This window comes from Nocardia sp. NPDC052316, assembly GCF_044547795.1.
Lineage (GTDB): Bacteria > Actinomycetota > Actinomycetes > Mycobacteriales > Mycobacteriaceae > Nocardia.
On record NZ_JBIUBB010000001.1, the window covers coordinates 1,156,001 to 1,168,201 of the forward strand.

Below are 12,201 nucleotides of genomic sequence, written 5' to 3' on the forward strand. Positions count from 1 at the left end.
CTGTAGGCCACCCGGTGGGCAGAGGTGGACAGAAACGGCACGGCGCGGAGCGACCGCGATGTGACGCCGCTTTCAGTTTGCCTCGAGTGTGGTCGAGGCCATGCGACCGGAGGCCTTACGGTATCTCCATGGTGCGGACTCTGATCCTCATGCGGCACGGCAAGTCGGCCTACCCCGACGGCGTCGGCGACCACGAGCGCCCGCTGGCGCCGCGCGGACAACGCGAAGCGGGCCTGGCGGGTGAGTGGTTGCGCCGCACGCAGCCACCGATCGACGCGGTGCGGTGCTCCACCGCGACCCGCACCAGGGAAACCCTCGCCGCCACCGGGGTCACCGCGCCGGTGGTCTACGAAGCGGGCATCTACGAGGCTTCCCCGCAGAGCCTCATCGAGCTGGTCCAGCTCAGCGACGACGACGTGTCGACGCTGCTGGTGATCGGGCACGCGCCCGGAATGCCGTGGACGGCATGGGAGTTGGCGAGCAACCGCAGTTCGACGCCCGCCATCGAACTCAGCCGCAAGTTCCCCACCTCGGCGCTGGCCGTGCTCGAATTCGACCGGCCGTGGACGCAGATCGACCAGGGGACCGGCGAACTCGTGCGTTTCCACATCCCCCGCTGACCAGGTAGTCAGCTCAGCAGCTTGCCGCCGACCACCACGACCGCGCCGAGCACGACAAGCAGCACGAACGCGGCGAACCCGCCGAGCAGCCACCACACGACGGCAAGCGCGAGCACCACCGGCGCCACCGCGATAGCGGCGATCACCGGGCTTTCCTTGACCGTTGCCAGAGCCGAGCGGGCCCTGATCCGGTTGACGTCCTTACCAGGCATGACCCCAGAGTAGGCCGGAAGCCGGGACTTTGTCGGTCACCGGTGGGATGCTCGGTCGATGGATTGGAAAATCGAGCTCATCGCGATCCCGGTGACCGACGTGGATCGCGCCAAAGACTTCTACACCACGATCGGATTCAACGCCGACCACGATCACCGGGTCGACGAGAACACCCGCTTCGTCCAGCTCACCCCGCCCGGCTCCGGCTGCTCGATCTGCATCGGCGAGGGAATCACCGACGCGGCCCCCGGCAGCGTGCGCGGAATGCAGATCGTGGTCGCGAATGCCGAGGATGCGTACAAGGAGTTGGTGGCAGCCGGAGTGCAGGCCTCGCCGGTGGAAGAACTGGCCTGGGGGAAGTTCACCTACTTCGCCGATCCCGACGGGAACCAGTGGGCCGTGCAGGAATTGCCGCAGTACAACTGAGCGAAGGTCTTTCGGGCGGCACAGAGGTCGCGCGAAACCCGGCACGCCACGCCCTCGATGTCAGCCCAGCTGGTCCAATCGGATCGTCAGCGGGCATGGCGAGGTGGTCGTGAAAACATCGGTCACCTCGCCGTCATCGACGTACCCGAACTCCTCGGTGAGCCGGAACGCCACCAAGCTCAGCGGACTCATGTCGATGATCCAGTAGTGCGGTATTCCGGCATCGGCATACTCGCTGCGCTTCATGACGTAATCCATGCGCCGGGAGCCCGGCGACACGATCTCGACGACAAGGCAAGCGGCAGAGGCGCGCAGGATCCCCCGCTCCGCATCAACTCGCTCGTACTCGGCCGCTTCGACGACGACCAGGTCGGGCCGTCTGACCGTCGCAAGCCCGTGGTCAGGAACGAGTTGCAGGTCGAGGTCTACCGCGGGCACAGCGACCCAATCCGATGGAAGCTGCGCGTCTACTTGCATGTAGAGCTGGGCACGCACGACGTTGTGTCGCGGCGTCGGCGACGGCGAATTGGTGAGTACTCCCTCTTGCAACTCTCTGCGACGCCCGTCCTCGTCTTCGCCGAGCGCCAGATAGTCGGCGACCGTCAGCAGCCGCCACGCTTCCGGAAGTGCAGTCACCCTCGTTCCTCAGCTCGTCCCGCCCCTGGTCGGCTCCAGTGTCCCACGCAAGGTACATAGTCGGCCGGAACCTGACTGCGGTTTTACGCAGATCGGTTTACTGGGGGTGCGGTCGAGGGGCCAGGTTTGTCGGTGGCCAGGGAGAGGCGCCGTCGGCCGGAACCCTGAGCGCGGCTTTCCGTAGATTGGACTTGCTTGGAGTGCACTCCAGGTGACTAGCGTCGGCGGTGTTCAACGGGAAGGGCGAGGTCGTGAGTGAAAGCGCGCGGGATGAGCGGGGCAGCGACTGGGAGCAGCCGAGGTATTCGATCGGTGAGGTCGCCGAACGGTCGGGGCTGAGCCGGGACACGCTGCGCTGGTACGAGCGGATCGGGCTGATGGATTACGTGGGCCGCGATCACGCCGGTAAGCGGCGTTTCAGCAATCGCGACCTGGAGTGGCTCGCGCTGATCGGCAGGCTGCGCACCACCGGGATGTCGGTGGCGGACATGGTTCGCTACGCCGAGCTGGTGCGGGCCGGTGACTCGACGTTCCCCGAGCGACTCGAGATGTTCCGCAACACTCGCGCCGAGGTCCTCGCCAAGATCGATGAACTTCGTCAGACCGTGGCCGTGCTGGATTACAAGATCGATATCTACGAGGGCAAGGCACAGCTTGCCCGGCCGGCCGCGATCACCGTGCACGGGGCCTCGCGCATTCGCGACTCGCAAGCGCTCCAAGACAGTGAAGGGATCAAGGTATGACCACCACCGAAACGCTGCCGAAGACCACGCTGGGCACCAGCGGTATCGAGATCAGCGTGCAGGGGCTGGGCTGCATGGGGATCAGCGAGTTCTACGGCGCCAGTGACCTGGCCGAATCGCGGGCGACCCTGGACCGGGCGCTGGAACTGGGCGTCACCCTGTTCGACACCGCCGACGCCTACGGCCTCGGCCACAACGAGGAGTTCCTCAGCGACTTCGTGCGAGCCAACCGCGATCGGGTGGTGCTGGCCACCAAGTTCGGCATCGTCCGCAAGGCCGACGATCCGGCCTACCGCGGCATCGACAACTCACCGGCCTACATCCGCACTGCGGTGGAGGCCAGCCTGCGCAGGCTCGGCATCGACGTCATCGACCTGTACTACATGCACCGGCGCGACCCGGCGGTGCCGATCGAGGACACCGTCGGCGTGCTGGCGGATCTGGTGCGGCAGGGCAAGATTCGCACCATCGGCCTGTCCGAGGTGACCGGGCCCGAGCTTCGGGCAGCGCACACTGTGCACCCGATCGCCGCCGTGCAGTCCGAATGGTCGATCTTCTCCCGGGATGTCGAGCGAACGGTGGTGCCCGCCGCCACCGAACTCGGCGTGACTTTCGTGCCGTACTCGCCGCTGGGCCGCGGCTTCCTGACCGGCGCGGTCCGCGAACTCGGGAAAGATGATGTGCGGCGGGTGTTTCCGCGCTTCGCCGAGGACAACGCGGCGCGCAATGCCGAACTGCTCGCGCCGCTGCGCACCATCGCCGAAGCTCGCGGGATCACCCAGGCCCAGGTCGCGCTGGCCTGGCTGCACGCACAGGCCAAGGTGCACGACCTCTCGGTGGCCCCGATTCCCGGTACCCGCAGTAGGACTCGGCTTGCCGATAATGTTGCGGCCGCGACCATCGAGCTGACCGCCGACGAATCGGCGACGCTCTCACCGATCGCGGGCCAGGTGGCCGGAGACCGCTACGCGGACATGTCTTTCACGTCCGCAGGCCGGGAATAACAAGCACCACAACAGATCAGGAGTTCAACCGTGTCCACGCTGACGCTCAATGTCCGCTTCGCCGCCAAGCCGGGCCGCGAGGCCGAGCTGCGCGAGGTGTTGCAGGAAATGATCGAACCGACCGTCGCCGAACACGGCTGCCTCGGTTACGAGCTGTACCTGCACCCCACCGATCCGAGCCGGGTCGTACTGCTCGAGGAATGGGTGGACGCCGACGCCTTGGCGGCGCACTTCGAGACCCCGCATCTGAAGCAGTGCGCGGCAGCCTTGGACGAGATCCTGGTCGAACCGTTCGAGCTGCGGCGATTCACCGAGATCTAGCGAACAGCCGAGATCCGGTGCAGGCCCGGCGGTCCGAGTGCGGATCGCCGGGCCTGCTCGTCTCAGTGGAAGGTTCGCCCGCCCAGCGAGGCGCTGATGATCGCGGGCGGCGTCCACCCGGCCATCAGATTCGCCCGTTCCTGCGGGGTGAGATCCTGCCTGGCCCAGATGCGGTGCGCGCTGCGACGGCAGGCGGCGACCAAGGTGGGGGCGGTGCGGTTGCGGAACCTCATGACGCTTCTCCTTCTACGGACCTCCATGGTTGTCCCGCGCACCGGCGCGCGCGAGCAGCGACGAACGATCTCTACGAGTTCTGTATGCCGGTGTAAATGCACGCGGACCCCGGTCCGTTTAAACCAGCCCCGGCCGTACGACCGGGTATCCGGGTCACTACCATCCAGTGGAGTGAAGCCCGATGTACCGCACGACCGCGTCTGGATCGACAAGCAGACGCCCGCCGCGTTCCGCGCCCTCAGCAAGGTCGCGAGCGAAGTACGCGCCGCAGGCGCCGAAGTCGGCCTCGACCGCAAGCTCATCGAGCTGATAAATCTGCGCGTTTCCCAGCTCAACGGCTGCGCCTTCTGCCTGGACACGCACCAGCGGGCCGCGCTCGCCGCGGGAAACACCGAGCAGGAACTCGCCGTGCTGCCCGCGTGGCGACGCACCGAGTTGTACACACCGCAGGAACAGGCCGCGCTCGCGCTGGCCGAGATCACCGCCACGCTGCCGGACGAGGCGACAATGGAGCGTGACTACGCTTTCGCCCGCAAGCACCTGACCGACGATCAGCTGTCCGTCGTCGTCTGGGCGGCCACCACGATCGGCGCGTTCAATCGCGTGTCGATCCTCAGTAAGCATCCGGTACGCGCATCGAAGGAGAAGTCGACCATGACCGCAGCTGCCTCGGAATCCAAGGTTGTCCGCAACGACGAGAAGAACCGGTACGAGGTGACCTACGGCGGCGAGCTCGCCGGGTTCGCCGAGTACGAGGAGCGCGACGACGAGACGGTGTTCACGCACACCGAGATCGATGGCGCGTTCTCCGGCAAGGGCCTCGGCAGCACGCTGGCCAAGCACGCCGTCGAAGACGTGATCGAGCGCGGCCGGGTGATCCGCCCGCTGTGCCCGTTCATCAAGGCTTACCTGGACAAGCACCCGCAGTACGACGCGCAGGTGATCGGTAAGGGCGTCACCCGGTGAGGGTGCGCACCGCCGGCCCAGCGTCCGGAACGACGCGGTCGTGAGCGATCTCGATCCGCATCCGGCGGAGACGCTCTGCGAGCCCGCACCCGGTCCGGGCCCGGTGGCCGAGCTCTACCCGGCGCGTGAGGTACCGCTCGGCGGTGTGCGCGGCGTCTTCGTGGAACGGGTGCTGCCGCAACGGGATCTGCCGACCGTCGGGGCGTGGTGCTTCCTCGATCACTTCGGCTCGCCCACCGTCACCGACACCGGGGCGTCGCCGGATATCGATCCGCATCCGCACATCGGCCTGCAGACGGTGACCTGGCCGTTCGACGGCCTGATCCGCCACCGCGACTCGGTCGGCTCCGATGTGCGGATCCAGCCGGGGCAGCTGAACCTGATGACCTCGGGTCGCGGCATCGCGCACTCCGAATACGGTGTCGCGGGCGCGCACGCCGGGCACGGCCTGCAGCTGTGGATCGCCTTGCCCGGCCACAAGACCGGCATCGACCCGCATTTCGAGCAGCATCGCGACCTGCCCGTCTATCAGGCGCCGGGACTGCGAGCCATCGTGCTGATCGGCACGCTGGCCGGCGCCACCTCCCCCGCCACCGCCTATACGCCGATCGTCGGCGCGGATGTGCGGCTGGCGCCGGGTACGGCCACCCTCCCGCTGGAGCGCGGCTTCGAGCACGCACTGATGGTGATCGAGGGCGAGGTGACGGTCGAGGGCACCCGGCTGGCCGCGGGCCCGCTGCTGTACCTCGGCACCGACCGCGCGGAGATCTCGCTGACCAGCACGGCCGGCGCGCATTTCGCGCTGATCGGCGGCGCGCCGTTCGGCGAGGAGCTGGTGATGTGGTGGAACTTCGTCGGCCGCAGCCACGAGGACATCGTCGCAGCCCGAAACGATTGGGAGAACCGCGACCTCAGCCGCTTCCCGGATATCGCAGGCCATCCACCGGAGCAGCGCATCCCGGCGCCGCCGCTGCCCGGACTGCATCTCAAGCCGCGCAAGCGCCGGATCGGTCCGGCCAGAACCTGATTCGCGTGGCCGTCGCGTTCGGCTCATGGCAGCGCCGTGAACAGCTCGTAGCTGTGCCCATCGGGCACGTGCACATAGACACCCCGCCCGCCGCCGAGGTGATTGATCGCCCGGTTCCACCCGTGTTGCGGGCCTGAGCCGTAATCGACGGCGGGCCACTGCGCCAGCCGCCCCAGCACCGCATCGAAGGTCTCGTCGTCGACGAGGAATCCATAGTGGCCGGGCTGGACTTGTCCTCGGTCGTCGAAATCGAAGGTGAGATCGGCGTTGACCTGTACCGGCACGAAAGGCCCGCTCGGCGGGCCGACGGACAGTCCGAACAGCTCGGCGAAAAACGTTGCGGCGGCGTGCCGGTTCGCCGCGGGGACGATCGTGTGATTCAAAACAATGGTCATGGTTACCTCCAATAAACATGCGCACCGCACATAAATATATATGCGATACGCATACGGTCGGCAAGGGCCAGCTAGGCTGGCATCATGAGCAGACGGGCGACTGCCAAGCCGGGGACCGCCGCCGACGGCGGGCCCGCGTTGTTTCGACTGGTGCGATTCTGGTCCCGACGCTGGATCAACCGGACCTCCGCGGACCTGCCCGAGGAGTTACGGCACGCCCAGCACGTCCAGGTGGTCGAGGCGGTAGCCGCCACCGTCGAACAGGGCGCCGAGGCCACCATCACCTCGGTGGCACACCAACTCGGACTTGATCATTCGGGCGCCAGCCGGATGGTGCGCGACGCCACCGCGGCGGGCCATCTGTCCCGCGCCGAGTCCGAGCACGACCGACGCCGAACCTCCTTGGCGCTGACCGCGAGCGGGGAACGCTTGCTCGCCGACGCCCGCGACTGGCAGCGCCAAGTCTTCACCGAACTCACCGCCGACTGGGACGACCTCGACCGGCAACGCTTCGCCGGCTACCTGCGCAGGTTGAGCGGCGAACTCGAGCGTTGAGCCGAGTTGCGCTGCGACCGAGCTGTTCTGCCGGTTCGAGCCGCCGTCCCGGCTGCGCCTGATACTCTCGCCGACGAAAAACACTGCGCAGGGGCAGCGCTACCGAAAGAACACGATGAGAGTCTCCAGAATCGCCGCGACGGCACTGCTGGCCTTGCTCGCCATGGTCATCAGCACGGGCGCCACGCACGCGGATGCCACTACCCCCGACACCGCGCTCGATGTGCGCGGATCCTTCGCCGACATCGCCTATCAGGTTGCGGCATCCGAGGATCGGCGCGCCGCCGTGACGACCATTCAGGACGGTCGCTTCGACCTGATCCATGACGGCCGGGTCGTCACGCTGACCGCTCACGACGGAAGCGTCGTCGCCGCACTCCCGATGGCGCTGCGCGTCGGCGACAAGCGAGTGGCGCTGCACCCGGTCATCGAGGAGTCGGGCCACCGGCTCACCCTCGTTCCGGACAACATGTCGCAGACGCCGCTGCGCGATGTCAGCAGCCAGGAACGGTTCTTCGCCGAGGTCGAGAAGGCCATGCCGATCGTGTTGGCGGGCGCGGGAATCGGCGCGGCGATCGGCTTCGTGCTCGGCTTCCCGCTCGGGCTTTTCGTGCTCGACTTCATCACGGTGCCGATCACCACGGTGCTCGGCGCCGCGATCGGCGCGGCGGCCGGACTCGCCATGGGCGGCGGTCAGCCCGCGATCGACGCGGCGCTCGACTACGCCACCGGCGCACCCTGATTCGATCAGCTCTGCGCGGTATTCTCGACTTCGCCTGCGGCGTCCATGGTCTGCGTTCCGATGACACGCAATAGGTCCAGCTTCGCCGCGGCGTCCGTGCCTGGGCGGGGTAGGTAGACCAGCAGGCGCTGAGCGGCGTTCGGGGTGAGCAGCGTCTCGCAGATCGTGTCGATCAAGCCGACCTGCGGGTGCTGGATGCGCTTGGTGTCCGAAAGTCGCACCGCTACTTCGTGTTCGTCCCAGAGTCGGTCGAATTCCGCGCTCGTGGAACGTAATACGCCGATGTACTCGGCGACGTCGGCATCGCCTGCTCTGCGCGCGGCCGTCGCCCGCAGATCGGCGACATGCTTGCGGCCCAAGCGATCCCAGTCCTGCTCGGGAAAGATCGCGCGCGACTCGAGATCGGTGAACCAGCGGTAGGCGTAGAAGCGGTCCCACCCGCGGCGGGTGCCGTGATCGCCGACCAGCAGGGTGTGCATGCGGTTCTGCACCAGCACCTCACCGAGATCGGTGACCACCGTGGCCGCGGTGTCGTCCAGCTTGGCGAGCAGGTGCATCAGTCCAGGGCCGACGTGGGAGTCGGTGGACTCGCGTCCCGGCGGGGAGTGGTCGCACAGGTGGTAGAGGTAGTCGCGTTCGTCGCTGCTGAAGCGCAGCGCGCGAGCCAGCGACGCGAGCACCTGAGTGGACGGCCGCGGCCCACGCGACTGCTCCAATCGGGTGTAGTAGTCCGTCGACATGCCGGCCAGAAGCGCAACCTCATCCCGGCGCAGGCCGGGCGTGCGGCGCCGGACACCGGGTGGCAAACCCACGGCGGCGGGCGTCAGCTGCTCCCGGCGGCGGCGCAGGAAGTCGGCGAGCTCGGTGCGGTCCATAACCTGCAGATCGAGTACTCGCTGATCTCGCGCGGTATCGAGGCCGAGATCCTGCCGCTGTGCCGCGAGCTCGGCATCGGCGTCACCGCCTACGGCGTGCTGTCGCGCGGGCTGCTCAGCAGCTCGGTGCAGGCAGGGACGACCTTCGCCGCCACCGACTTCCGGGCGCACAGCCCGCGCTTCCAGGACGAGAACCTCAGCCGGAACCTGAAGCTGGTCGACGCGCTCGCCGAAATCGCTGCAACCAAGAAGGTTTCGGTCGCCCAGCTGGCGATCGCGTGGGTGCTGACCCGCGGCGACGATATCGTGCCGGTCATCGGTGCGCGTCGGCGCGAGCGTTGGACGGAAGCGGTAGGCGCACTGGATGTTTCGTTGACCGAGGACGAGTTGGCGACTATCGAGGCTGCGGTGCCCGCCGAGCAGATCGCCGGTTCGCGGTATGCCGCCGAGCAGATGGCGATGCTCGACAGCGAGCGCTGAGCCGAGAGCGGCGGGCGCGCTCGTGTACTCGGACGCGCCCCGCCGGAGCACCCGCGACGTGACCGGATCAGTTCCGGCGTGGCCGGATCACGGCGGTGAACGCGGCTGCGGCCACCGACTTTCCGGTGTTGTCGGTGATGTTCACCGGCACTTCCAGTTCGATGGGCGTCCGCGCCGCGATATCCGCCCGCACCTGCTGCAGAATCTCTCCCGACACCTCGGATGTCGCAAGGTACGGCCCGGCATCGCCTTTCGCGCGCGCCCGGTACTCGATCCGGCCGTCCCTGGCCACGATGAAGGTCTCGCCCATCAGATCCACGATCCCCGAGACCGACGCACCCATCGCCGCGGTCTCGGCAAGGCCGAACAGCACCGCCGCGTGCAGGTCACCGTTGTGGTTGAGATGCTCGGCGCGTGGCGCCATCCGCACCACGTTCCGCCCGGCATCGAACTCCACCCCTTCGATCCCGGTGAATTGGATGAACCCCAGCTTCTGGAACCCCGCCATCACCAACTCGCCCATGGCCGCGCTGTCCATCGCATCTCCCACTACATAACTGAAACGTGTTCCATTTTCATACCGTGGCAGGCGGGCATTGTCCACGCGAAGCGCGAGACCGAGTCCTGGATGCAGTGCGGCGCAACCCGGCCCGCATGGCTTCGGTCCCGTCAGGGACGGGGATAAGCCTTCGGTAGCTGGTAATCGCGTTCGGCGAGGACCGTGCGCAACAGGTCTGGGCGGTTGGTGATGAGGCCGTCCACCCCGAGGTCGATCAGCGCGGTCATGGTGGCGCGGTCGTCGACCGTCCACGGCACCACTCGCATCTGTTGCCGGTGCGCGGCCTGCACCAGCTCCCGCGTCGTGAACGGCCGATAGCCCGGGTCCTCGACGCTGCCGTCCTGCGGGTCGCCGTGCACCGGGGATACGGCATCGGCACCGAAAGACGCAGCGGCGCTGACGAACTTGCGCTGCAGCGAGCCGGGAAAGTCATCGATGTCCAGGCCGCCCAGCCAGGGCGACGCCCCGGGCTGGCCGGTTTGCAGGAACTGCTGTCCGTTGGTCAACGCGACGATCGGCAGCTCCGGTGCCACCTCGCGCATGCGCATCAGTGCGCCCCAGTCGAAACTTTGGACGGTGACCTGATTTTCGAGGTGCGCGCGCCGCACCTCCGCCGCGACCACCTGCACGAACTGCTCCCGCGGCGCGGTTTGCTCCGGCGCGCCCGCCTCTACCTTGGTCTCGATGTTCAGCATGACCTCATCGGCCCGATAGGCACGCACGAGATCGAAAACCTCTGACAGCAGCGGCATTCGCGCGCCCGGCACGGTACGTTGCTCGGGGAAGGCCGCCAATCGCAGTGAGCCACAATCGATGGTGCGCACCTGCGCCAACGTCAGGTCGCGAATGAACCTGGTGCCGGGCACATACGGGAACTCGGGGTCGCCGAGGAAGGCGGGAGCGGTGTCGACGCACTTGCTCGGATTGGGATCCCGATCGTGGGTGACCACCGGGTAGCCGTCCTCGGTGATCTGCACGTCCAGCTCGAGCGTGTGCACGCCGAGCTCCAACGCGTTGGCGAAGGCGGCCACCGTGTTCTCCACCACCAGGGCGAGGCCGCCGCGGTGCGCCTGCAGATCGAACTGCACCGGCGGCACGTGCGCCGACACCGCACCCGCGTTCAGCAGACCGGCCAGCATCGCCGCGACTCCGAGCACAGACCTTCGACGCATACACCCCATTGTGGCCGCCGCCACCGACGCGGCGGTGACGTCCGGATGAATCCACGGCGGATTACGGAATCAGCACCACCTTGCCGGTCGTCGCCCGATTCTCCAACGCGGCGTGCGCTTTCGCGGCCTCGTCGAGCGGGAAGGTCTGCACGGTCGGCACCATGGTGCCGTCGGCGGCCGCGGCCAGCGCGCGGGACTCCTCACCGCGCACCTCGCGGGGCTTGCTCAGCATGATCGACAGCGTCGATCACCGTAATGCCTTGTTCCCGCAGCTTTTCCGGGTCCGGTTCGAAGGTCTCCCGCGAGGCGTTTCCGTAGGTGACGTACCGCCCGCCCTCGGCGAGCAAGGCCACCGCCGCCCGGCCCTTCTCGCCCATGACACCGTCGAGCACCACCGTCACCGCCCGGTCGCAGAACGCCTGCCGGACCTGATCGGTCCAGTCGGGCTCGTTGTAGTCGACGGCGAGGTCGGCGCCCAGGACGTCCACCGCGGCGACTTTGGCCGGTCCGCCGGCCGCGCCGATCACCCTGGCACCGATATTGCGGGCGTGCTGGACGATCAATCGGCCGACCCCGCCTGCCGCCGAGTTCACCAGGACCAGATCGTCGGCCGTCAGCGCGGCGAGATCGAGAACCTCGATGGTGGTGGTGCCGGTGACGATCATGGCGACGGCGGTCGAATAATCCAGCGCATCCGGAATCCGATGCAGCGCAGGCAATTCCGCCACCGCCCACTCTGCGTAGCCGCCGGAGGTGCTGCGCGGCGTCACCACGGCGGCGTCGAGCCACGACAGGTCCACGTCCGGACCGATCGCGTCGACGACACCCGCGACCTCGCCGCCGAAGATCGCGGGTAGCTCCGGTAGCGGCGGGCCGATCGGCAGGCCCGCCCGCATCGCCGTTTCGATCAGGTGCACACCGGCCGCCCGGACGGCGATGCGCACCTCGCCCGGACCCGGTTTCAGATCCGGAACCTCCTCGTAGCGCAGGTTTTCCGGGGGGCCGAATGAATGCAGGACTACGGCGCGCACAGCATCTCCTCTGGTCAGAACTCGTTCGAGCTTCGGTGACCAGCGTGCAACCTAAACGTTAGTTGATGTCAATCCGCTCCTCGTCGGCCTGCCGGATGCCGTCCTCATCCAGATCTCGCACGTCGTCCCAGACCGCCAGCGCGACGATGCCCAGCAGCACCAGGGCACCGACCGTGACCACCAGTGGATAGTTCACTGGCCT

The 12,201-nt window shown here is 67.5% G+C and carries 19 protein-coding genes and 2 pseudogenes; 11 read left to right on the forward strand and 10 right to left on the reverse strand.

From position 1 onward, the window contains the following. Positions 1-128 precede the first annotated feature (128 nt). Entirely contained in the window at positions 129-620 is a 492-nt protein-coding gene (locus ACIHA7_RS05225; RefSeq protein WP_397285727.1) for a SixA phosphatase family protein, read from the forward strand. A gap of 8 nt (positions 621-628) precedes the next feature. Here the strand turns inward: ACIHA7_RS05225 and ACIHA7_RS05230 are convergent, their stop codons facing one another. Beyond that, positions 629-832 carry a hypothetical protein gene (locus ACIHA7_RS05230; RefSeq protein ID WP_397285729.1) on the reverse strand — a complete coding sequence of 68 codons (204 nt, stop codon included), beginning with the start codon at positions 830-832 and terminating at the stop codon, positions 629-631. Between the two features lie 58 nt (positions 833-890). On the opposite strand from ACIHA7_RS05230, the gene ACIHA7_RS05235 reads away from it, so the two are divergent. Further along, the gene (locus tag ACIHA7_RS05235; RefSeq protein WP_397285731.1) at positions 891-1,259 is read left to right on the forward strand and encodes a glyoxalase superfamily protein; all 369 of its coding nucleotides are present in this window, start codon (positions 891-893) and stop codon (positions 1,257-1,259) included. Positions 1,260-1,319: 60 nt separating this feature from the next. Here ACIHA7_RS05235 and ACIHA7_RS05240 read toward each other — a convergent pair whose 3' ends face one another. Continuing rightward, the gene (locus ACIHA7_RS05240; protein ID WP_397285733.1) at positions 1,320-1,895 is read right to left on the reverse strand and encodes a Uma2 family endonuclease; all 576 of its coding nucleotides are present in this window, start codon (positions 1,893-1,895) and stop codon (positions 1,320-1,322) included. 251 nt (positions 1,896-2,146) lie between these two features. Here ACIHA7_RS05240 and ACIHA7_RS05245 point away from each other — a divergent pair, with 251 nt between their 5' ends. The 3 genes from ACIHA7_RS05245 to ACIHA7_RS05255 are packed head-to-tail and all read left to right on the forward strand — an operon-like array spanning position 2,147 to position 3,963. Further along, the gene (locus ACIHA7_RS05245) at positions 2,147-2,638 is read left to right on the forward strand and encodes a MerR family transcriptional regulator (protein WP_397285735.1); all 492 of its coding nucleotides are present in this window, start codon (positions 2,147-2,149) and stop codon (positions 2,636-2,638) included. After that, positions 2,635-3,642 carry an aldo/keto reductase gene (locus ACIHA7_RS05250; protein WP_397285737.1) on the forward strand — a complete coding sequence of 336 codons (1,008 nt, stop codon included), beginning with the start codon at positions 2,635-2,637 and terminating at the stop codon, positions 3,640-3,642. The genes ACIHA7_RS05245 and ACIHA7_RS05250 overlap by 4 nt, the downstream gene beginning before the upstream one ends. 30 nt (positions 3,643-3,672) lie before the next feature. Next, on the forward strand, positions 3,673-3,963 hold the full coding sequence (locus tag ACIHA7_RS05255; protein ID WP_397285739.1) for a putative quinol monooxygenase: 291 nt from the start codon (positions 3,673-3,675) through the stop codon (positions 3,961-3,963). Positions 3,964-4,025: 62 nt separating this feature from the next. On the opposite strand, the gene ACIHA7_RS05260 is transcribed toward ACIHA7_RS05255, so the two are convergent. Then, positions 4,026-4,196, reverse strand: a complete 171-nt coding sequence (locus ACIHA7_RS05260; protein WP_167837573.1) for a hypothetical protein — start codon at positions 4,194-4,196, stop codon at positions 4,026-4,028. 172 nt (positions 4,197-4,368) lie between these two features. Between ACIHA7_RS05260 and ACIHA7_RS05265 the strand changes: the two are divergent. From ACIHA7_RS05265 to ACIHA7_RS05275, 3 genes and pseudogenes are all read left to right on the forward strand, one after another. Continuing rightward, a pseudogene (locus ACIHA7_RS05265) lies at positions 4,369-4,830 on the forward strand (carboxymuconolactone decarboxylase family protein); the annotation flags it as partial. A gap of 21 nt (positions 4,831-4,851) precedes the next feature. After that, positions 4,852-5,163 carry a GNAT family N-acetyltransferase gene (locus tag ACIHA7_RS05270; protein ID WP_397286524.1) on the forward strand — a complete coding sequence of 104 codons (312 nt, stop codon included), beginning with the start codon at positions 4,852-4,854 and terminating at the stop codon, positions 5,161-5,163. Positions 5,164-5,203: 40 nt separating this feature from the next. Then, complete coding sequence (locus ACIHA7_RS05275; protein ID WP_397285741.1) at positions 5,204-6,190, forward strand: pirin family protein; 987 nt, start codon at positions 5,204-5,206, stop codon at positions 6,188-6,190. Between the two features lie 23 nt (positions 6,191-6,213). Here the strand turns inward: ACIHA7_RS05275 and ACIHA7_RS05280 are convergent, their stop codons facing one another. After that, positions 6,214-6,585: a VOC family protein gene (locus ACIHA7_RS05280; RefSeq protein WP_397285743.1), complete on the reverse strand. Its 372-nt coding sequence runs from the start codon at positions 6,583-6,585 to the stop codon at positions 6,214-6,216. An 84-nt stretch (positions 6,586-6,669) separates the two neighbouring features. Here ACIHA7_RS05280 and ACIHA7_RS05285 point away from each other — a divergent pair, with 84 nt between their 5' ends. Beyond that, positions 6,670-7,140, forward strand: coding sequence for a MarR family winged helix-turn-helix transcriptional regulator (locus ACIHA7_RS05285; protein ID WP_194831923.1), 471 nt, complete (start codon positions 6,670-6,672; stop codon positions 7,138-7,140). 115 nt (positions 7,141-7,255) lie between these two features. Beyond that, positions 7,256-7,882, forward strand: coding sequence for a hypothetical protein (locus ACIHA7_RS05290; protein WP_397285746.1), 627 nt, complete (start codon positions 7,256-7,258; stop codon positions 7,880-7,882). Between the two features lie 5 nt (positions 7,883-7,887). On the opposite strand, the gene ACIHA7_RS05295 is transcribed toward ACIHA7_RS05290, so the two are convergent. Continuing rightward, positions 7,888-8,757, reverse strand: a complete 870-nt coding sequence (locus ACIHA7_RS05295) for a helix-turn-helix transcriptional regulator (protein ID WP_397285748.1) — start codon at positions 8,755-8,757, stop codon at positions 7,888-7,890. Between ACIHA7_RS05295 and ACIHA7_RS05300 the strand changes: the two are divergent. Further along, positions 8,674-9,237, forward strand: a pseudogene (locus ACIHA7_RS05300) (aldo/keto reductase); the annotation flags it as partial. The gene ACIHA7_RS05295 and the pseudogene ACIHA7_RS05300 overlap by 84 nt on opposite strands. Before the next feature lie 67 nt (positions 9,238-9,304). Here the strand turns inward: ACIHA7_RS05300 and ACIHA7_RS05305 are convergent. From ACIHA7_RS05305 to ACIHA7_RS05325, 5 genes are all read right to left on the reverse strand, one after another. Then, positions 9,305-9,775: a PaaI family thioesterase gene (locus ACIHA7_RS05305; RefSeq protein WP_397285750.1), complete on the reverse strand. Its 471-nt coding sequence runs from the start codon at positions 9,773-9,775 to the stop codon at positions 9,305-9,307. 131 nt (positions 9,776-9,906) lie between these two features. After that, complete coding sequence (locus ACIHA7_RS05310) at positions 9,907-10,935, reverse strand: glycerophosphodiester phosphodiesterase family protein (protein ID WP_397286526.1); 1,029 nt, start codon at positions 10,933-10,935, stop codon at positions 9,907-9,909. A gap of 94 nt (positions 10,936-11,029) precedes the next feature. Next, entirely contained in the window at positions 11,030-11,200 is a 171-nt protein-coding gene (locus ACIHA7_RS05315; protein ID WP_397285752.1) for a zinc-binding dehydrogenase, read from the reverse strand. Further along, the gene (locus ACIHA7_RS05320) at positions 11,169-11,999 is read right to left on the reverse strand and encodes a zinc-binding dehydrogenase (RefSeq protein ID WP_397285754.1); all 831 of its coding nucleotides are present in this window, start codon (positions 11,997-11,999) and stop codon (positions 11,169-11,171) included. The genes ACIHA7_RS05315 and ACIHA7_RS05320 overlap by 32 nt, the downstream gene beginning before the upstream one ends. Positions 12,000-12,057: 58 nt before the next feature. Then, positions 12,058-12,195, reverse strand: coding sequence for a hypothetical protein (locus tag ACIHA7_RS05325; RefSeq protein WP_397285756.1), 138 nt, complete (start codon positions 12,193-12,195; stop codon positions 12,058-12,060). Positions 12,196-12,201: the final 6 nt, after the last annotated feature.